This is a genomic window from Pseudomonas putida (assembly GCF_001636055.1).
Taxonomy (GTDB): Bacteria; Pseudomonadota; Gammaproteobacteria; order Pseudomonadales; family Pseudomonadaceae; genus Aquipseudomonas; species Aquipseudomonas machongensis.
On the sequence record NZ_CP011789.1, the window covers coordinates 4,277,853 to 4,298,905 of the forward strand.

A 21,053-nucleotide genomic window follows, 5' to 3' on the forward strand; every position below is an offset into this window, starting at 1 on the left:
GCGTTCAGCCAAGCCCCCGCTCCCGGCCAATCAGCATTTGCCGGGTCAGTTCACGTATCATCTCGAGCTCCTCGACGTCCCGCCGACTCTCCAGCGCCTCGATCTCCAGGGCCAGATTCTCGGCCGAAATCTGGTCGGCCCTGGCCTGCAGCGCCGCCAATCGTGTCTGATGGTCTGTTTCGACGCGCTCGAAGACCGCATCATGGCGCTCAAGCATATAGCGCCGCCAGAACGCCTGCCGGCTCAGGCTTTCACCCAGGGCTTCGATCGACTCCGCGGCCCTCACCGCCACCAGCGCTTCCTGGAGCTGGCTGTCAGTCACCTCGGCCGCCGAGGCATAGTCCATGAACCGCGAAGTGAACGGTAGGCTCAGGCGCTCCCTCAGGCTCACTCGGTAGTACAAGCGCACTGCAAGCTGGTCGACACTGTCGCCGGCTTCGATCCGGCGACGGATGTCGGCACGAGCGAACGCGTCCAACTGGTCCAGGCGAAACAGCCCCTGACCGAGTGTGATCAGCTCACTGCCCCGCTCATGCAAGGTGTTGGCATCGGCACGCGCAATCGCGGCGCAGCGCTGCAAATCACTGAAACGGTCACTGACCGCATTCAGGCAGGTCAGGTTGTCGTCGGCCAGCGCGTAAAGCTGGTTGCGCAGGTCAGTGTCGGCGTTGATGGCATTGAGCACCGACCATACGCGCGTCGACAGCACCGCTGGCACCTGAGCATGGTCCTGCGTGAGCGTCAGCCACCCCAGCAACTGGAAGAACCCATCGCTGTCCGGCATCGCCTGCAGCGTGTCCCATTGGAACAGCCGCGCGTTGTACAAGGCCTCATCGCCTCTGTCCAACCACCAGGTGCGCACCACGTCGACATTCTGCCGGGCCAGTCGCTCGGGAAGGTGCAAGTGCTCCTGGATCACGTCGAGAGCATAGAGCCCTCGCAGCTCAACGCTCGACAAAAGATTGCCTTCGACCATGAAACCGCGGCGGAAGACATTCGGCATCTGGAGGATGGCCGCTGGCACGACACGAATCTGGTTGTCGCGCAGGTCGGCGCGCTCGAGAAATCCGCACTGCTCCAAACCGTCCGGCCAGGCACCCAATCGGCAATGGCGCACACTGATTTCGCGCAGTTGCGGAAGGTGATTGAATCGCAAGATCAACGCTCCTAACGGATTGTGGCTCAGGTCCAGCTCGCTCAGATGTTGCAGGCCCGTCAGCACCTGGACACCTGCTTCATCAAGGCGAATGTCGTTACGCGCCAGTCGCAGACGACGCAGCTCGACCAGGTGAACGATACCTCGTGGCAAGGCCAGCAGATGATTGCCGCTCAGGTTCAGCTCCCTCAAAGCGCTGAAACAACGCAGGAAATCGGTCGGCACATGATTGAGCGAGGTGTCGCTGATCACCAGCGTGGTAACGTTGGCGAACGTCGTCGGGTGGGCGAACTCGGGCAAGGTCTGCAGTTGTACGCCACTGATCACCAGGGTCTGCTGCCCGTCCTGAAGACGCCAGGCCTGGCGCATGCGCTCGGCAGCCTGGACGCGGGCAGCGTGGCTACGGCCGCCAAGCCCGGCGCTGAGCCAACGCGTGAGTGCCCCCTCCAGTCGCTCGTAATCGCGTTCAAGCTCGGCCAGCCGCCGGTACACGGACCCAGGCGCTTGCTGCATCTGACTCAGTCGCGCCTCGAGTTGCGCGGGTAAAAGATCAGGATAGATCGCGCGCAGACGGTCCAGTAGCGACTGCCAGGACGAGCCAGGCTGCCCGCGTCCACTGAGCGGATACCCAACACGCCCATCAGCCATGCGCCGTCCAGGGTTGAACCAGGATTGGCGCGGGGTCCAGCCCAGCAGACTTACACGCTCACTGCGTGTGCTCGGTAGTTGCGCACGCAACGCCGTACGCAACAGCAGACCTGCATGCATACCTGCAAGCCCCAGTGAGGTCCGTACCTCGACCGGTAGTGCGTCGACCAGCGCCTGTGCCATAGACAACGCGGGCTCACCCTGCTTCCGACCGCCATGGTCGTAGCGTTGGAACTGGCAATCCTTATGCACCAGTGTGACTTGCGAGCCAGTGTCGGCAACAGGTCCGACGGCCTTGACCACCCGTCCATCAAGGGCTCCTTCACGCAACACCAGGCGCAACGTCTGCGGCCACCCGGGTAGCCGTGCTGCCAGCGCCAGAACCAGTTCGGCACCTTCGTCGCTGTATACATTGTCCAGGTAAAGCGACTCGCAGGCGCGGTTCAAGCGAGCCAGTTGCAGCAGTGACCGGGCGTCGTTCGCCACCGCCAGCGGTACGCGTGATTCAACCTCGGCGATCGTGCGCAGACGGCTCGACACCTGGGCGGCTGCCTGCACGGCATACCGTGCAGGCAACCCGGGAAAGTCACGCTGCAACAGCGCACACAGCGGGTCTGCAGGCGGGTTTTCGGTCACCAGATACTGGAAAAGATCGCGGCGCAGCACCGGCTCCTGCGCCAGCAAGGCAACACGCAGCGCGGCACTGTCCGCCTTGTGCGAGCCTGGCAACGCCAGGCACCACGCCTCGATACGTGCATCGTCCACAGGTAGCTGGTCCTCGGCCAACGCCTTGAAGAACGCCGATACCTGTCGGTCCGCATCGAAGCGCCGCAACGTCTCGCGCAGGTTGGCCGGAACCTCACGGCTGTCCACCAGCAAGCCACGCAACTCTTCGACATCGATGTCCGCCATGTCGAGAACGGCCAAGGCATCGGTGCGGGTCAACGCCGGGTCCAGGGGCCATAGGCTCTGCAGCATCCGAGCCTCATCCGACCACTCCAGCGGTCGCTCCAGGCGCAGCCGCCAGCCACGCTCGCCGACGGTTTCCAGCGCAGGACCGTAGGCAGCCACACGACGCGGGTGACGCACGCGCCAGCCACCTTGAGCCGACGGTTGGTGCACGGCAAAGAAACGCTTGCCAACCCGCAGCCAGCGCGAGTCGGCAGTGCGATAGAGCCCGTCATCCTGCAAGCGCGGCTGTAGCGGCTCGGTAACATAAGTATCCAGCGCGCTTGACCAAAGACGCGTGCCAACGCCTTGCACGTCGACAGGCTCCAGACCATCAACATAGCTGCTGCGGGCGAACCCCCGTGCAACCACCGCAGCCCCTCCAGCCACCGCCGCCGTGACCGCAACGGTCTCGGCCACACCGAGCAGATGCTCAAGGGCTTCATGTTGATGACCACGGGTCCAGTCCGCAGCCCCTTCGAACACCTGCGAGAGCGTCTGCTCCACCAACTGGCCAAACAAAATCGCACCGATCGCAGGAATGAACAGCCCTGCCAGATTGGCCAAGCCAAGCCCGATCGACTGCCACGCCTGCAGGCGTGACTGGGTCGCAGCATGATCCGCGTCAGCGGTCGGCACCAGCACGTACCGTGCGTCGGACTTCACCCGCTGCACCTGCTGCGCCACCAGCTCCGCGAACAACTCGCCCTGCACTGTCTTGCCTTCGATCTGTAGATCCGGGCTGGCATCGGCCAGACGTTTGCCCAGTGTCTGCAGGAACGTCGGCCGCTGTTCAAGCGCAACCAGACCACTGAAGAACTCAAGGTAAGCCTTGTCCTCAAGCGCGGTGACCATAGCCGCACTCAGGTCTTCCCACGAGTCATAACGCCGCAGAGCAAGCTGCGGGTCACTGGGCAGGTACAGGATGACACCCTTGCTCACACCTGCAGCGTCGCGCAGCGCGATGGTCAGGCCATCAGTGATACTGCAACCCAGCACCGTCAGCATGCCGGAATAGCCTCGCAACAGCGTCTCATGCTGCTCGGGCACACCTTGGACGATATCCTGCAAAGCAATCTGCTCAAGCGCCGATATCTCTCCCTTGAGCGCTGCGATCTCCATCACAAGGCTCAGGCTCGAGCGCTTGTCCTCGGCCAGCAGCGCGCAGTTCGATGCACTGAAAACCTGCGCTAGCTGGGCCTGGTAAAGGCTGCCGACATTTTTCTTGCGACAGTCGCGTGCCAGATCGTTCGCCGGACCTGACAACACAACATCAGCCCCCGGATGCACCAGCCCACTGCCCTCGAGTGCGGCGTCGTCGGCGTGAAAGTTCTGCATCAGTCGCAACAACCCTGGCTGTCGCACGTAACCCGGTCGATAGAACGGCCAATGCACTCCCGGAACCAGGCCGAACTCGCGCCTGACATCCAGCCACTGCAACTGATAGAGCTTACAGTCCTTGGGCAACCGGTCGCCGAGCAGCGCTGTGAATTGCTCAAGTACGAAGGTGTGCAGCGGGATCAGGTCGAGCGTTGCCGCACGCACCTTGTCCTGGCTGGCCCGGCTGCTCTTGAAGCGATCGCGCAGACGGTTGATCTGGGCAGGTGAGGCACGCTTGAGCCATTCGGGCAACCCGGTGCGGATAAAGTCATCGACTGCATCGGCAACACTGGGCTTACCGACGGTCAAGGGAGGGATAGATGTCATGGGAGAGGCTCCTTTCGCAAATCGCGTCATGCACTCTCGCTGGACCGTCCGGGCCATGGCAGGAGGAATGAACTCCCGTCATGGGCTGCGAATGATCGGATTAGCGACCTGCGCCCAGCTCATCGCTGGCCTCGGCTTCACGTACACAGGCATCACTCGGCATTCAGCCGGAGTTCTTGTCTTGTACCTGCGTGCCACCCAATACGAAGGCCCGATACCCCCCTGGGTTGCAGCCAAACCACTTGCGAAACGCGCGATAGAACGAACTGGCGTCGGCAAACCCCAGGCGTTCGGCGATATCGCTCATCGCCAGCGAGCCCTCGCTCAGCCAGTCGATCGCCAGCTGTCGGCGTACGCTATCCTTGAGCCCCTGGTAGGTCTGCCCTTCCTCTGCCAAGCGACGGCGCAAGGTCGATAACGACAGGCACAGGTCGCGGGCCAGACGTTCGGCGTCGGGCCACTGGCCGGGGTCGAGCTTCCCCAGGATGCGACGCACACGTCGGGCGAGGCTGTCTGGATCTCGGTATTTGACCAGGATGTTGCCCGGAGCCTCGGCGAGAAACTTCTGCAACTCCTCGGGCGTGCGCCTGAGGGGCAGGTCAAGGCAATCGGCGGCGATGATCATGCGTGTACGCGGGCGTTCGAACTGCAGGTTCTCGGAGAACATCACCCGGTAATCGTCGCAAAACGGCGGCTCGGCACAACGCAGGTCAATGGCGAGGATGGGAATGCGTCGGCCCGCCAGCCAGCAGGCGACGCCATGGACAATCATCCAGAACGTAAAATAGGTAAAGGCACGCCGGGGCTCATCGCGCGGTTCGTTGATGGTGATCTCGGCCAGGCTCTGCTGGCGCACCAGCCCGGGCTGCAGGTCTTCGAGCATCAACGAGAGAAACCCCAACGCAGTCTCCAGTCCTGCGCCGAGCGTGGGCTGCGCCATGCTTGCCTGGCACATGAACGAGAGGCTGCCGCTACGCAGACCGCGCGGGTCCATCGCGAAGAATTCGTCGTTGCATCGACGTGCCAACAAGCGCCAGAGACGCGCATAGGCATCGGCACCAACGCGCGCATCAGCTTGCTCGAAGCTGCGTTCATCGATTCCCGCCCGCCGCAGCAGCGCTGCGTCAGCCTTGCCCTGCGGGCAGGTCTGCAGCAGCGCTTCGCGCACCAATTGCATGGAAATCGTATCTTTCTCGCTCATCGGCTATCCAGATTGCCCAATGCAGGCCATCTTAGGGCCATGACGAAAAAAGGCCAGCTCCTGAACAATTCATGGACCGGGTCTGCTGACCCTCACTCGGTCTGACGTGCCAGTGCCTGGCGGGTCAGCTCGAGTGCCTTGGCATCTACTGCCGACTCGCACTCCGCAACGATCGCTCTGCCCTGAGCGTCGTACTCGGCATCCGTGAGGCTGTGACGACGGGCATACACAGCCTCCATTCGCGTTACGAACGGTTCGCGTATCAACCCGAAGGCTGCTTCGTGCGATCTTTGCAAACGATCAAGCCAAAAGCTTCTATGGCTGATGTCAACCGCCAGCGCATCACTGGCCTCTGCCTCGAGCACGGCGGCCTGCGCCGCCTGAAGATCTTGCCGACTCACCCCGGCGATGGTCTCGAACTGCATCGTACGCGGTTGGCCTGGCAAGTCGAGGGCTTGCGCCAACCCTACCCTGTAGGCCAGGCTCACCTCCACCTCATCGACGCCTCGCCCACCGGCGCGGCGCTGCCTGACGTCCTCTCGGGCGTAGGCTTCCACTTGGTCGAGACGGAAGAACCTCCGTGCCAGGTCCAGCAATTGCGTCTCGGCCTCGTCCGCTGAGCCGCTCTCGACCGCAGTACTGAGCATCTTGACTTCCAGCAGGCCGAAGGTCGAAATCACACTGTCCACGCAGGTGCGTGGCTCGCTCGCAAGCGCAAACAACTGTTCACGCACAGCCGTATTCCGTTCGACCATGTCGAACATGGCCCATACCCTGGCCTCCAGGTGCGCCCGCGCCAAGCGAAAATCGCTGGTGTCCGCCAGTGCGTGAATCAAGCCAAAGAAATCGGCGCTTCCCGGTTCCGCCTGCAGGCGGTCCCATTGCGCGGCGCGGGTGACCCGGGACGCATCGTCGAGCCGCTCCAGCCAGCGCGTGCCATCGTGTACGTCGCTCTCGGCCTCGTTCTCGGCCTCGCTCTCAGACGTCCAGCTCGGGTCGATCCACAGGTCACGGTACTGCTCGGGTAGCGGATTCCCCACCAGCGCGAGCCTTCGCCGCCACTGCCCAGCCCGGTTGCGCAGGCTCAGCGGCAAGGCGGTGATTTGGTTGTCGCGCAGATCGACATAGTCCAGGGATACCCCCAGTTCCAGATGTCGCGGGACCTCGGTCAGGCCAACATTACGCAGACCCAACTGGCGCAGACGCGGCATTTGATCCAGCGCCAGCCCGAACATCCCGAGCGGGTTTTCGCTCAAGTCCAGCATACGCAGTTGGCGCATCTGCCCGAGTAAGGCAAGGCCTGCTGCATCGATGTGGAGCTCGTTTCGCGAAAGCGTCAGTTCACGTAGATGCGGCAATGTCGAAAGCGCCTGGGGGACTACGGTCAACCTGTTACTGTCCAGATTCAGGGTCAGCAAACTGCCAAATGACTGTAGAAAGCCCGTGGGAAGATCGCCCAGTTGCATGTGCGACAGGGTCATCTCACTGACGTGACTGAACCCCTCATGCCCGGAGAGATCCGGCAGCTCGGCCGCATCCAGACCGGACAGTACCAGCACCATACCAGGGTCGCCGTTGCTATGCGCCCTGCCAGCCAATCCTTGAAAACGCCAGCAGCGACGGATTTCATCAGCCACCTGACGTCGCTGTCGACGCGTCGCTACACCGTCTTCATCCTCGGCCCAGCTCTGCAGGTCACGGTCAAGTTGCGCATAGATTTGCTCCTGCGCGAGCAAGGCCGTGAAGGAAGACCCCGGCTGCTCATCGAGAACCTGAAGATAGCTCTCTAGTTGCCTTTCGCTGAACCCTGGATAGAGGCTGCGCACCCGATCCTCCAGCGTGCGTTCGGCCGCATGACTGCCGCGCCCACCACGGCCACTCATCAAATAGCCGAAACGCCTGTCCGGAAGGCGGACCGGTGGGCGGAACGTCGGCTTGGGCGGCTGCACATTCAGCAGTTCGAGCACCTGGGTCCGGCTGTTCGGTAGACGGCGCCGGAGGTCGGCACGCATTGCTTCGATGGCTGCCTGGCCTGTCCATCCCAGCCGCTGGCGGTCTGCCTCGGGCAGAAAGTGCCACAAGCACTCCAGCAGCCCACCCGCGCCCTCGGTTTCGACGAGCAGACGCCTGCCATCCTCGAACACGTGCATCTGCCCTGCGCGCCATACCAGTACCTTGGGCTTACCCCCTGTATCAGCCGGGTACAAGCTTGTGATGAGCCGTCCGTCGACAGTGCCTTGGCGTACCTCGAAGTTGATTTCGCGGGGCCAGGCCGGCTCCCTGCGCAGCAACGCGAAGACCAGGCTCGGCAGCTCTTGCTGGTAGGCGTTGTTGAGGTACAACCCTTGCAATAATCGGCAAATCCGCGCCTCGTGCAACGCCAGACGCGCGCGCTCCGCCAATGCCAGGTCCAAACGTCCGCTGCTTCGCAAGCGCTGTTGCTGGACGGGGCTTACACGATCAAGCAGATCGGCGGCATACACATCAGGCAAGCCGGGGAAATCACGCTGTATCAAGGCAGTGTCCGTGCGCCCGCCCGCCTGCTCGGTCAAATGTGCCATGAGCTCCTCACGCAACATGGCAGCGTCATCAAGCATGGCTTGTACACGAGCCTGAGACGTCATTTGCTCAAGCTTGAGGCGATTGCTGCAAAAACGCATCAAGTCCACCTCAGCAGTTTGCGGGCTATGATGCAACGCGAGAAAGAACTGGTCGATTCTTCCATCAGCGGCGAAGCGGTTGAGGGTGTCACGCAGCCCAGCAGGAAGCGCTCGTTGCTCGGCGACGAGGCGGCGCAAGGTCGAGTGGTCAATATCGGCGATCGACAAAATCGACTTGATCCGCTGCTCATCGAATTCGGAGGCCAGCGGCCACAAGTGTCCTAGCAAAGACGACTCGCCCTGCCATTCCTGCGGGCGCTGCCAGGCCAGGCGCCAACCGTATTCACCGTTCCATTGCAACGCTGGAGCAAAGCCCGACTTGCCGTCGCCTCGTTGCAGCCGCCATTGAGCTGCAGCGATATCACGACGAACGCCGTGAAGGTGGCCTTGATGCAACCACCAACGCTCGCCGCCATGTCGGTACAGGCCATCGGGGCCACGTTGCGCGTGCTGCGGCACATTCCTGGCGCGGTAAGGTGCCAGCTCATGGGCCCACAATCGTCCTGTGCCTGGCTGAGGCTCGACAGGAGCCAATTCCTGCACGAAACCGCTACGTTGGAAACCTCGGGCTACCGCCGCCCCACCCGCAGCCCCCAACGCATTGACAGCAACCAGTTCGGCGACGCCAAGCATGTGTTCCAAGGCTTCGTGTTGATGACCGCGCGACCAGTCGACAACGCCTTCGTAGACCTCGTCAAGCACCTGCACCACCGTTGCCGCGAGAAACAACTGACCCAGCCCTGGCACAAACAGCGATGCCGCCTGTAGCAAGTTCATGCCGACGGACTCCAGTGTCAGCAACCGTTGCCACTTGACCTTGTCATCGACATCCGCCACTGGCACCAGCAGGTACCGGGCATCATCCTTGATCTGCTTCACCTGCAACTCGGCGAGCTCGGCGAACAGGGCTTTGCCACAGACCCTGCCGAGGACCTCCAGGTCAGGCACCGCATCGCTCAGACGCTTTTTCAACATGGCCTGGAAGCCGATGCGACTGTCGAGGGCAATCAGCGCGAGCAAGGCTTCATGCTCGTGCGGGGTCGCGAGCATCGTGACCAGATGAGTAACGACGCCGTTCAAGTCGGCAAATCGCTGCAGTGGTCGATGAGGCAGAAAAAGCAATATGCCCGCGCTATCGGAAGGTCCCGATGCATGCGCATGCTCCGACAGCTCTATGAGCAAGGCGCCCAATACTGCATGACCCAGCAGATAAAGGTGCTTCACCTTCACACTCGGGAGCGTCGGATTCACTGTCGACACGCTTCCCAGGAGGGGCTCCAGCGCCGCCAGCTCGGCCGCCTCGATGCGACCCTGCACAACCGCAAGCTGAGCCGCCAGCGCCAGGCGCCTGGCTTTCTCCTCGGCCAGCAATGCGGTGACCGAATCATCCAGTACCTGCTCAAGATGCGTTTGGTAATGCGCGCCAGCATCAACTTGGCGACACACCTGTGCCAACCGGGCGGTATCCACGAGCAGCTTTTCGCTGGTCAGAGACGCATGGGGTCCGGCCTTGATCAGACCAGTGCGGTGGTCAAAGTTAAGCCCCGATACGAAGTTCTGCATCAGGTGGTTCATCGCAGGTTCAAAGGTGAAATGATTGACCAGCGTCTCTCCACCTAAAAGGCTGTAATTGTCCCACCGCTGGCGCCATAAGCTATTGCGCAAGTCCAACCGGACCTTCAGCGTGTTTTCCATTGCCGTATTCAGGAGGCTACAGGCGAAGTCTTGGGGAGCCTTCAGCGCCTTGAACGCCGCCTGAAGACGTGCTTCCACCGCACGGTGCTCGTCGAATCGGCGTCGCAAGGTCGTGATTTGCTCGGCCGAAGCGGCATGCAGCCAGACAGGCAGGTTGTCCACGATGAAGCTGTCAGTGTGATCGAGTTTGAGGGTGGTCATAGGAGTTTCCTGGAAGATAACCAGGACTACTCTTGCCAATCACCTCAGCGGGGCACAGCCGGAACTGTTCCCGTCCTCTTCGGACATACTGGCCAACCCCAGGAACGCCTGGATCAAGCGCAACGGGCGACGCCGCTCCAGGCAGCCGATCATGTGCCGGTTGAGCAGCCCTGCGCCCGCCATGGGGCGCGCCACTACCCGTGGATCATGCGCTACCTCCGCCGAAGAGACGATCCCGATGCCAAGCTGCGCGGCCACCGCTTCGGTTACCGCCTCGCGACTGTCCAGCTCCAACACCACTCGGGGTTGCACATGGACCGCAGCGCAGGCCCGGTCGAAGGTCTGCCGGGTGATCGAACTGGGCTCACGCAGCACCATGACCTGCTTGTCCAGAGCCCTCAGCGCCAGCTCCCCAGGCTCGGCGGCCCACGGGTGACCGACCGGCAACAAAGCGCACAGGTGCGACTCGCCCAAACGCTGCAGATACAGGCCCTTGCGCGGTTCCACCTCGGTCAGCACCGCCACATCGGCGTGCTCGGACAGCAGCGCCGCCAAGGTCTCCTGGGCATTGCCCAGGCGCAGGTTGACGGTGATGCCAGGGTAGCGTGCGCGCAGCAGCGCCAGCATCGGCATGACCCGGTGCGGTCCGTCTGCTGCGACCTCCAGACGCCCGGTCAGCAGCTGACGGTTCGCTTCGAGCATCGCCTGGGCCTCTTCGGCCAGCCCGAACATGGCCCGGGTAATGGCCGCCAGACGCGTGCCCTCCTCGGTCAGCTCGACACGCCGCGCAGTGCGGCGCAGCAGGGTGATCTGGTAATGCTCCTCGAGCGCCTTGACGTGTCCGGTCACTGCCGGCTGGCTGATGAACAGGCGCGCCGCGGCACGGGTGAAGCTGCCCTCGCGGGCGACGGCATCGAAGGCACGGAGTTGAAAGAGGTTCATTTATCGGCCTGACTTATGGCTGGCATAACAACAAACAATTTGATTGATGATTGAGCGAATTGCAACCTAGCCCCGTCGTTTCAGCCCACTGCCTGCGAGGAAGCACCGCAATGACCAGCGCCCCGATTCTGCTGACCCCCGGCCCACTGACCACTTCGATCCGCACCCGCCAGGCCATGCTGGTGGACTGGGGCTCGTGGGATCGTGACTTCAATCAGCTGACCGCCAGCGTCTGCGAACAATTGCTGGCGATTCTCGACGCAAGCGCCAGCCACCACTGCGTGCCCCTGCAAGGCAGCGGCACCTTCGCCGTGGAAGCGGCCATCGGCACCCTCGTGCCGCGTGATGGCAAGGTCCTGGTTTTGATCAACGGTGCGTACGGCCAGCGCCTGGCAAAGATCTGCAAGGTGCTGGACCGCAATTACAGCACCTTCGAAACCGCCGAGGATCAACCGACCACCGCCGCCGATGTCGACCGCCTGCTCGCCGCCGACCCGGCCGTGACCCACGTCGCACTGATCCACTGTGAAACCAGCACCGGTATTCTCAACCCGCTCGCCCAAATCGCCCAGGTCGTCAAAAACCACGGCAGACGCTTGATCATCGATGCCATGAGTTCGTTCGGCGCCCTGCCCATCGATGCGCGTGAGGTGCCGTTCGAAGCCCTGATCGCCGCCTCCGGCAAATGCCTGGAAGGTGTGCCTGGGATGGGCTTCGTGTTCGCCGAGAAAAATGCCCTGGCCGCTGCCGAAGGCAACGCCCACTCACTGGCCATGGACCTTCACGACCAGCACACCTATATGGCCAAGACTGGCCAGTGGCGCTTCACCCCGCCTACCCACGTGGTCGCGGCACTACACGAAGCACTGCAACAGTACGCTGAAGAAGGCGGTCTGCCAGCGCGGCACCAACGCTACGCCAACAACTGCCGGACCCTGCTCGACGGCATGGCCAGAATCGGCCTGCGCAGCTTCCTGCCTACCGACATCCAGGCGCCGATCATCGTCACCTTCCACGCACCCACGGACGCCCGCTACCAGTTCAAGGACTTCTACGAGCGGGTCAAGGCCAAGGGTTTCATTCTCTATCCAGGCAAGCTGACCCAGGTCGAAACCTTCCGCGTCGGCTGCATCGGTGTGGTCGGTTCGGCAGGCATGCAGGCCGCCGTCGATGCCGTGGCCCAGGTGCTGCGAGAAATGGAAGTGCTGGATATCTGACCTCTTTGCCCACCCCATTTATGGAAATCGTGCACATGAACTACAGCAACCCCACCCAACTGCAAGCCGCCATTCTCGATTGGGCCGGTACCGTGGTCGACTTCGGCTCCTTCGCCCCGACCCAGATCTTCGTCGAAGCCTTTGCCGAGTTCGATGTCGCGGTGTCCATCGAGGAGGCCCGCGGCCCGATGGGCATGGGCAAATGGGACCATATCCGCACCCTGTGCGATGTGCCGGAAATCGCCGAGCGTTACCGCAAGGTGTTTGGCCGTACCCCGACCGACAACGACGTCACGGCCATCTACGAGCGTTTCATGCCTCTGCAGATCGAGAAGATCGCCGTGCATTCCGCACTGATTCCCGGTGCACTGGATACCCTCACTGGGCTGCGCAAGGACGGCCTGAAGATCGGCTCGTGCTCGGGCTATCCGAAAGTGGTGATGGACAAGGTGGTAGCGCTGGCAGCACGCAATGGCTATGTCGCCGACCACGTGGTGGCAACCGACGAAACGCCCAATGGTCGCCCATGGCCGGCCCAGGCTCTGGCCAACGTGATTGCCCTGGGCATCGACGATGTCGCCGCATGCGTGAAGGTGGACGATACCGTGCCGGGCATACTGGAAGGTCGTCGTGCAGGGATGTGGACCGTGGCGCTGGTGTGCTCGGGCAATGCCCTGGGGCTGACCTGGGAGCAATACCAGGCGCTGGGTGCCGAAAGACTGGAGGAGGAACGCAAGCGGATCCATGCGCTGTTCGAGGGCTCGCGACCGCATTACTTGATCGACACCATCAACGAGCTGCCGGAGGTGGTTGCCGATATCAATCGGCGACTGGCCAAGGGGGAGATGCCGCAGGGGGTCTGATGGCCTGGCGGTGACTCACTGGCGGGCAATTCGCAGCGGCTCGCCGCTGCGAATTGCCCGCGAAAAGGACAGCGAGCGCTATCACACCGCCCTATTGAGCTTCACCCACGCGGCAAACCGATCAATGAATGCCTGCAGGAACGGCCGAGTCTTGTCACTGAGCTTGCCCGCCTCGTCGAACAGTGTCGCCGCGCCTCCGATGTAGGCTTCGGGCATCTGCATGCAGGGCATGTCGAGAAAGACCAGCGATTGGCGCAGCGCATGGTTGGCACCAAAGCCACCGATCGCCCCCGGCGACACACTGGCCACCGCCGTCGGCTTGCCGCCCCAGGCACTCTGCCCGTAAGGTCGCGAGCCAACATCGATGGCGTTCTTCAACGCCCCCGGGACCGAGCGGTTGTACTCCGGAGTGACGAACAGCACCGCATCGCTGCGGCGGATCTCGTCGCGAAAACGCTGCCAAGGCGCCGGTACACCCGCGGCCTCGACGTCCTCGTTGTACAACGGCAGATCACCGATCTCGATGATTTTCAACGCAAGGCTGGACGGCGCCAGCTCCGAAAGGGCGCGAGCCACCTTGCGGTTGTAGGAGTCCTTGCGCAAGCTGCCGACAACGACCGCTACCGAATAGACCTGGCTCATGGCGATTTGCATCCTCTGCTGGGGAAGGGGAACTGTGTAGTTATAGATGACCCTGCTTCACCCTCGAGGTTTTTTTCCGTAACAAGAAAACTTCCCGCCCCCTTCGCTGGTCTATGACTGCAGATATTTCTCCATATTTCAGAGGTTTCAACCTACATGGCAGCAGTACTGGTCGGCCAATTCCACGCCCGCGACGCCGAAGGCCGCATCTACCCGGTGCATGAGTTCCAGGAGTCGACCTTGCAGGCGGACGGCAGCACCCTTGGCGCGCCGATCACCACCTATCGCCTGGCCATCGGCGACCGGGTCAATTACCTGGGTGAAGACCGTTTCGAACTGGCCCAGAGCGGCGTCGAGATCATTCGCATTCCGTGACGCAATCCACCGTGTAAGGCCCATCGCCTTCATGCTGCAGGCCATGGACATCGGCAACGAAGCCGGGAAAACCCCTATCGAAGGCTCGAGCGAAGGCCAGGTAGTCGAGGATCGAACGGGTCGCCTCGGTGAATCGTTCGCCCGGCATGATCAACGGAATACCTGGCGGGTAAGGCACCAGCATCACCGCCGAGATACGGCCGAGCAGTTGCTCGATCGGCACCGCCTCGACCTCCCCCTTCACCATCCGGTCGTAAGCCTGCCCTGGGCTCATGGCCACTTCCGGCAAGCGTGTGAACAGGCGTTTGAGCTGTTTGGCCGTAGCGTTGGCACGGTAGCAGTCGTGCAATTGCTCGCACAGATCGCGCAGGCCCAGCCCCTGATAACGCAACGGTGCGACGGCCACAACGCTGGGCAGGCACAGCTGCAGGACGGTATTGGCATCATAGTGGCGCTTGAACTCGAGCAACTCGGTCAGCAGTGTGCTCCACTTGCCCTTGGTGATCCCCATGGAGAACAGCACCAGGAAACTGTACAGCCCGGTCTTCTCTACCACCAATCCACGTTCCCAGAGGAACTTGCTCACCACCGCCGCTGGAATCCCATGCTCGCCGAGCACGCCCTCGGCGGTCAGCCCCGGCATCACCAGGGTCACCTTGAGCGGATCGAGCAGCACGTAGTCGTGCGCCACCTCGCCAAAACCGTGCCACTGGGCGCCGGGCTCCAGCAGCCAGTCCTGCGCGGCCAGGCGCTGGATACCTTCGGCCGTCGGTGGCTGCCAGATGCTGAACCACCAGTCATCGGTCGCGATGTGCGCACGCAGGTTGGCCAGCGCACGACGAAAGCTCAGGGCCTCGTCGAACATCTCCTGCAGCAGTGATCGCCCGGCCGGGCCTTCCATCATGGTCGAGGCAACATCGAGCGATGCCAGGATGCTGTACTGAGGCGAGGTCGATATATGCATCATGAACGCCTCGTTGAAGCGATCGCGATCAAGCTGGCGAAGGGCGCCATCCTTCACATGGATCATCGAGGCCTGACTGAAAGCAGCCAGTAGCTTGTGGGTAGAGTGCGTGCTGAACAGCAGCGGGCTGTCGACCTCGCGGGCGGTGCCCATGGCATAACGCCCACTGAAGAAGTCGTGGAACGCGGCGTAGGCAAACCAGGCCTCGTCGAAATGCAGTATCTCGACACTCGCGCCCAGGGCCTGCTTGATCTGGCCGGCGTGGTAGCACAGACCGTCATAGGTGGAGTTGGTCACCACCGCCAGGCGAATGCGCGGCGCGCGGCCACGGGTCAGTGGATTGGCCTGGATCTTGGACTCGATCGACTCACGGCTGAACTCGTTGAGCGGGATCGGCCCTATGATGCCCAGTTCGTTGCGCTCCGGGCACAGGTACAACGGGATGGCACCGGTCATGATGATCGCATGCACCACCGACTTGTGGCAGTTGCGGTCCACCAGCACCAGGTCATCACGCGCGACCATGGCATGCCAGACGATCTTGTTGGCGGTCGAAGTGCCATTGATGACGAAGAACGTATGATCGGCACCAAAATTGCGCGCAGCCCTGGCCTCGGCCTCGGCCAGCGGCCCGGTGTGATCGAGCAACGACCCCAGCTCCGGCACCGAGACCGAGAGGTCCGAGCGCAGGGTGTTCTCACCGAAGAACTGGTGAAAGGCCTGACCCACCGGGCTCTTGCGATATGCCACGCCACCACCGTGGCCAGGCGTGTGCCAGGAATAGTTCGATTGCGCAGTGTGCTGCACCAACGCCTTGAAGAAGGGAGGCAGCAGGCCGTCGAGATAATTGTGCGCAGCCCTCGCCACCTGCCGGGCCAGGAAAGGCACAGTGTCTTCGAACAGGTAGAGGATGCCACGCAACTGGTTCAGCTCGCTCATCGCCTCGGCAGGGGCATTTTCGAGGGTAACCTGCTCACCCAAGGCAAAGATCGGCAGATCCGGTGCACGCAGCCGCGCCAGGTGGATCAGCTCGGCCATGTTCTGCAGCAGATGGATATTGTCACCGACGCCTTCGGCGGCGATCAGCATGCAGGCCAGGCCGTGGTGGGTAGCGGCGACCAGACGCGCTTCGGCATGGTCGGCGGCGGCGAGGATGGCGAAGCCATCCTGCTTGAGCTCCTCGGCGATACCCCGTATGCGCTCACCGGCGACGCTGTCGGCCTTGATCGCACGGTGGACAATGAGGATGGGAAACTTCAGGTCCTTGTACATCAGGCCGCTACCTCCAAAGGACGCGTGTCCATTTCAGGGTAGTCGAGCCTCAGGGCAACTGTATGGGCGGTGTCAGCCTGCTGGCGTTTCGGTCAGTGCCTGCCACATTGCCGGTGCCCCCGCCGACTTGGCGATCGCCGCCAGACGCTCGGCATGTGCCTCGAGCTCCTCTTCGCTGGCCATGATCACCCGCCCCGGCTGACGCCCGACGATACGGCGGATCTCGCTACCATTGCCGCCCTGCCCTTCGTTGTCTTCAGCGCCCTGGCCGGCCAGCGACAGGCTGGTCTGGCCACCGGTCATCGCCAGATAGACGTCGGCAAGCAGTTCCGAGTCGAGCAGCGCCCCGTGCAGGTCACGGCCAGAGTTGTCGATGCCGTAGCGCTTGCACAACGCATCGAGGCTGTTGCGCTGGCCCGGATGGCGCGAGCGCGCCATCATCAGGGTGTCGAGGATGGTGCAGTGCTGGGAGATGTCGGCGCGGTCCTGGCGGCCCATCAAGGCGAATTCGTTGTTGATGAAGCCAACGTCGAACGCCGCGTTGTGGATGACCAGTTGCGCGCCCTGGATGTACTCGAAGAACTCATCGGCCACATCGGCGAAACGCGGCTTGCCGACCAGGAACGCGTCGGTGATGCCGTGAACGCCAATGGCGCCCTCGTCACTCTCGCGGTCTGGCTGCAGGTAGACGTGGAAGTTGCGCCCGGTCAGGCGTCGGCCAATGACCTCGACGCAACCGATCTCGATGATCCGGTGGCCTTCGCTGACCGGCATACCAGTAGTTTCGGTATCGAGGACGATCAGTCGGGTGTTCTGCTGCTCCACGCGGGGGCTCCAAGCGACTTCTGGGAAAGGGGGCGAGTATACATCAAACAGGCCACTGGCTTTGCAGGTGCCTCAACGCTTGGCGCGAAGCTCATCCACCCCGCGGTTGGCCAGCATGTCGGCGCGCTCGTTACCCGGATGCCCGATATGCCCGCGCACCCACTTCCAGGTCACCTTGTGCCGGTTGACCTGTTCATCGAGCAACTGCCAGAGGTCGGCATTCTTCACCGGCTCCTTGGCAGCGGTCTTCCAGCCGCGCTTTTTCCAGTTGGCCATCCACTCGGTGATGCCCTTCATCACATATTGCGAGTCGGTGGTCAGCACCACTTCGCATTCGCGCTTGAGCGCCATCAGCGCGCAGATCGCAGCCATGAGCTCCATGCGGTTGTTGGTGGTGTCGCGCTCGCCGCCCCACAGCTCCTTCTCGACGCCCTTGTAGACGATCAGGGCGCCCCAGCCGCCCAGGCCAGGGTTGCCCTTGCAGGCACCATCGGTGTAGATCTCGACGCTATCGCTCATGTACCGCCTTCGTTCGCTTGCAGGTTATCGACCATGGACGGCGCGGTCAGGGCTCGCTGTGACGACGATTGACCTTGGCCAGCGGCAGGGGCAAAAGCTTGCCCATCGGCTCCCGGCGCTCCATGGGCAGCGGTCGCAGGCCAACCACCATCTTGCGCGCCACCAGCAGGTAAACACCCCCGCCCGCGGTCTGCAATCCCCCGGCCATCCGCTCCCACCCCGCCAGGCGTTGTTGCCAGACCGGGGAGGAAAGCGGCGGACGATAGCACCCGAAGCGGCGTTTCTCCAGCGCGAAGCCCAGCAGGTTGAGCCAATCGCCGACCCGCGACGGCGAGATGCAGCGCGCCTTGCGCAGCGCCCCGCGGCCGAAAAAGTGCCGCGCCCCCCAGGCGCTCCAGGGGTTGATGCCAACGATCAGCAGGTGCCCGCCCGGGCGCACCGCGCTGGCAGCCTGGCGCAACAGACCGTGGGGCGAGAGGCTGAAATCCAGGCCATGCTGCAGCACCACCACATCAGCCGCATGCTCGGACAACGGCCAGGCCTGTTCCTCGCAGACGATCTCCACACCCGGCAATGGCGCGCCGAGGCGCACCGTGCGTTGCACCTGCGGCGCGCTGGGCGGTGTATCGGCGCTCGGCCCATAGTGCACGAGAAAACCGCCGAAGAAGCGGCCCAGCTCATCCTCGAGCAGTTTTTCTTCCTCCTTGAGCATCAGTTGCCCGATGGGCCCGGCGAACCAGTCACGGGCCAGGCTGATCAGCTCCACCCACTCGGGGTCGGCCTGGGCAAAGGCTTGGTCGGTCATTGCATTCTCCCTCGAAGGTTTCTTCAGCCACGCCATCGCAGCTAAGATGCCTTCATGTCCCACGCCAGATGATTCGGATCCGCGCCATGATACAGATCGATGCCCTTCCCGCTTTCTCCGACAACTACATCTGGTTGTTACAGGATACTGCCAAACGCCAGTGCGCGGTGGTCGACCCCGGCGACGCCAAACCGGTGCTGCAGTGGCTGCAGGCACACACCGACTGGACGCTCACCGACATCCTCATCACCCACCACCACAACGACCATGTCGGCGGTGTGGAACAACTCAAGCAGGCGACCGGTGCCAAGGTCTACGGCCCGGCCAACGAACGCATTCCGAGCCGCGACGTGGCGCTGGACGACGGCGACACCGTGACGGCGCTGGGCGTGACCTTCGAGGTGCTTGCCGTACCTGGCCACACCCTCGGCCATATTGCTTATTACAGTGCAAAAACACCGACCCCGCTGCTGTTCAGCGGCGACACCCTGTTCGCCGCCGGTTGCGGGCGAATGTTCGAAGGCACACCCGAACAGATGCAACCGGCCCTGCAGCGCCTGGCCGCGCTACCCGAGGCCACCGCCGTCTACTGCGCCCACGAATACACCCTGAGCAACCTGCGCTTTGCCAAGGCTGTGGAGCCGGATAACCCGCATGTTATCCAACGCTTCGAAGCGGTTACCCGCCTGCGCGCCGACAATCGCATCACCCTGCCCTCGACCATCGGCCTGGAGCGTTTGACCAATCCGTTTCTTCGCACAACTGAAACATCCGTTAAACAAAAAGCAGACGAATGGAAGGGACATTCAAACGAATCCCAACCCGCTGTTTTTGCTGCCTTGAGGTCTTGGAAAGACGGCTTCTGATAACCTCACGATATATCGCAGGATGACATCCAAGGTTGACCCGACTGGATGCGGTTTCTAGAATCGCCGAAATTTTTTGCCCGGAAAACCGTGTCCGCCGATGTCTTCCCGTAGCCGCCGCACCGCTCATTCCGCCGCCCTGACGCGCCTGGCCCAGGTCAGCGCACTCGCTTTGGCCGCCACCCTCGTGGGCTGCCAGAGCACCCGTCAGGTCGACGAATCCGACAGCGTTCGCGCACACAACTACCAGGCCCGGATCAAGCACAAACCAGCGCCGCTGATGATCAAGCCGGCCGAGCAAAAAGCGCCCGAGGATGTCTGGGAGCGCATGCGCCAGGGCTTCGCCCTGCAAGACAGCATCGACGTCAACCCGCGTATCGAGCAACAGCGCCTGTGGTTCGCCAGCAACCCGAGCTTCCTCGAGAACGCCGGCGAGCGTGGCAGCCTCTACCTGCACTACATCGTCGAGCGCCTCGAAGAACGCGACATGCCTCTTGAGCTGGCGCTGCTGCCGGCCATCGAAAGCGCCTACAACCCGATGGCCTACTCCCGCGCCCACGCGGCAGGCATGTGGCAATTCATCCCGTCCACCGGGCGCCACTTCAACCTGCGCCAGACCAACTTCTACGACGGTCGTCGCGACATCACCGCTTCCACCAACGCCGCGCTGGACTACCTGACCCGCCTGCACGACATGTTCAATGGCGACTGGCTGCTGGCCCTGGCCGCCTACAACGCTGGTGAAGGCACTGTCAGCCGGGCGATCGAACGCAACGAACGCCTCGGCCTGCCCACCGACTACTGGAACCTGCCGCTGCCTCAGGAGACCCGCGACTACGTGCCCAAGCTGCTGGCGCTGTCGCAGGTGGTCCTGACACCACAGGCCTATGGCGTCAACCTCAGCCCCATCGCCAACGAGCCCTACTTCGAAGCCGTCGCCATCAACGAGCGCCTCGACCTGACCCGCGTCGCCGCCTTCGCCAATATCGACGAAGACGAACTGATCCAGCTCAACCCCGCGTTCAAGAAACGCATGACGGTCGATGGCCCGCAGCAACTGCTCGTTCCTACCGCCAAGGCGCAACTGCTGACCAGCAGCTTGTCCAACCTCAAGCCCGAGCAACTGGTCAGCCTGCAACCGAACAAGGCCGTGTTCCAGGCCGCCCTCGCCGAGGCCAAGGCACCGGCCGCAACCAGCAGTTACCGAGTCAAGCGCGGCGACAACCTGGGCGCCATCGCCAAGGCCAACCGTGTGTCGGTCAAGGACATCCAGCGCTGGAATCGCCTGTCGGGCAGCAACCTGAAAGTCGGCCAGGTTCTGGCCCTGCGTGGCGGTAACGCGCCGAGCGCCTCAGCCAACCGCGTCGCGGCAGCCAAGCAGCGCTCCACCCAGTACAAGGTACGCAAGGGCGACTCGTACTATCTGGTGGCCAAACGGTTCAACGTCGAGATGAAACACCTCAAGCGCTGGAACCCGCGCAGCGGCCAGGCACTCAAGCCCGGCCAGACCCTCACCGTCTACCTGACGCGCTGACTGCGTAGGCGCG

General features: G+C 62.8%; 14 protein-coding genes. 5 read left to right on the top strand and 9 right to left on the bottom strand.

All coding sequences use genetic code 11. The features are described from left to right. Positions 1 to 4: 4 nt before the first annotated feature. The 4 genes from AB688_RS19215 to AB688_RS19230 form a co-directional block, all read right to left on the bottom strand. Entirely contained in the window at positions 5 to 4,459 is a 4,455-nt protein-coding gene (locus AB688_RS19215; RefSeq protein ID WP_063545556.1) for an NEL-type E3 ubiquitin ligase domain-containing protein, read from the bottom strand. Positions 4,460 to 4,622: 163 nt separating this feature from the next. Then, positions 4,623 to 5,660, bottom strand: a complete 1,038-nt coding sequence (locus AB688_RS19220; RefSeq protein ID WP_063545557.1) for an AraC family transcriptional regulator — start codon at positions 5,658 to 5,660, stop codon at positions 4,623 to 4,625. A 92-nt stretch (positions 5,661 to 5,752) separates the two neighbouring features. Next, positions 5,753 to 10,216: an NEL-type E3 ubiquitin ligase domain-containing protein gene (locus tag AB688_RS19225; RefSeq protein ID WP_063545558.1), complete on the bottom strand. Its 4,464-nt coding sequence runs from the start codon at positions 10,214 to 10,216 to the stop codon at positions 5,753 to 5,755. A 39-nt stretch (positions 10,217 to 10,255) separates the two neighbouring features. Next, positions 10,256 to 11,158, bottom strand: coding sequence for a LysR substrate-binding domain-containing protein (locus tag AB688_RS19230; RefSeq protein ID WP_063545559.1), 903 nt, complete (start codon positions 11,156 to 11,158; stop codon positions 10,256 to 10,258). Between the two features lie 110 nt (positions 11,159 to 11,268). Here AB688_RS19230 and AB688_RS19235 point away from each other — a divergent pair, with 110 nt between their 5' ends. Both AB688_RS19235 and phnX read left to right on the top strand, forming a co-directional pair. After that, the gene (locus AB688_RS19235; protein ID WP_063545560.1) at positions 11,269 to 12,375 is read left to right on the top strand and encodes a 2-aminoethylphosphonate--pyruvate transaminase; all 1,107 of its coding nucleotides are present in this window, start codon (positions 11,269 to 11,271) and stop codon (positions 12,373 to 12,375) included. Positions 12,376 to 12,410: 35 nt separating this feature from the next. After that, complete coding sequence (gene phnX, locus AB688_RS19240) at positions 12,411 to 13,238, top strand: phosphonoacetaldehyde hydrolase (protein ID WP_063545561.1); 828 nt, start codon at positions 12,411 to 12,413, stop codon at positions 13,236 to 13,238. 81 nt (positions 13,239 to 13,319) lie between these two features. Here the strand turns inward: phnX and AB688_RS19245 are convergent, their stop codons facing one another. Next, positions 13,320 to 13,880, bottom strand: coding sequence for an NADPH-dependent FMN reductase (locus AB688_RS19245; RefSeq protein WP_054894340.1), 561 nt, complete (start codon positions 13,878 to 13,880; stop codon positions 13,320 to 13,322). Between the two features lie 156 nt (positions 13,881 to 14,036). Here AB688_RS19245 and AB688_RS19250 point away from each other — a divergent pair, with 156 nt between their 5' ends. After that, positions 14,037 to 14,255 (top strand): hypothetical protein, encoded by a 219-nt coding sequence (locus AB688_RS19250; RefSeq protein ID WP_054894341.1) that lies wholly within the window; start codon positions 14,037 to 14,039, stop codon positions 14,253 to 14,255. Here the strand turns inward: AB688_RS19250 and AB688_RS19255 are convergent. From AB688_RS19255 to AB688_RS19270, 4 genes are all read right to left on the bottom strand, one after another. Continuing rightward, positions 14,239 to 16,491, bottom strand: a complete 2,253-nt coding sequence (locus AB688_RS19255) for an Orn/Lys/Arg decarboxylase N-terminal domain-containing protein (RefSeq protein WP_063545562.1) — start codon at positions 16,489 to 16,491, stop codon at positions 14,239 to 14,241. The genes AB688_RS19250 and AB688_RS19255 overlap by 17 nt on opposite strands. A gap of 72 nt (positions 16,492 to 16,563) precedes the next feature. Next, complete coding sequence (gene dnaQ, locus AB688_RS19260) at positions 16,564 to 17,265, bottom strand: DNA polymerase III subunit epsilon (protein ID WP_063546835.1); 702 nt, start codon at positions 17,263 to 17,265, stop codon at positions 16,564 to 16,566. A 123-nt stretch (positions 17,266 to 17,388) separates the two neighbouring features. Then, the gene (gene rnhA, locus AB688_RS19265; protein WP_054894343.1) at positions 17,389 to 17,835 is read right to left on the bottom strand and encodes a ribonuclease HI; all 447 of its coding nucleotides are present in this window, start codon (positions 17,833 to 17,835) and stop codon (positions 17,389 to 17,391) included. Between the two features lie 46 nt (positions 17,836 to 17,881). Further along, the gene (locus AB688_RS19270) at positions 17,882 to 18,640 is read right to left on the bottom strand and encodes a hypothetical protein (RefSeq protein WP_063545563.1); all 759 of its coding nucleotides are present in this window, start codon (positions 18,638 to 18,640) and stop codon (positions 17,882 to 17,884) included. A gap of 86 nt (positions 18,641 to 18,726) precedes the next feature. Here AB688_RS19270 and gloB point away from each other — a divergent pair, with 86 nt between their 5' ends. Together gloB and AB688_RS19280 are read left to right on the top strand one after the other, a co-directional pair. Beyond that, positions 18,727 to 19,506, top strand: a complete 780-nt coding sequence (gene gloB, locus AB688_RS19275; protein WP_063545564.1) for a hydroxyacylglutathione hydrolase — start codon at positions 18,727 to 18,729, stop codon at positions 19,504 to 19,506. 100 nt (positions 19,507 to 19,606) lie between these two features. Continuing rightward, positions 19,607 to 21,040, top strand: coding sequence for a lytic transglycosylase domain-containing protein (locus AB688_RS19280; protein WP_054894346.1), 1,434 nt, complete (start codon positions 19,607 to 19,609; stop codon positions 21,038 to 21,040). Positions 21,041 to 21,053: the final 13 nt, after the last annotated feature.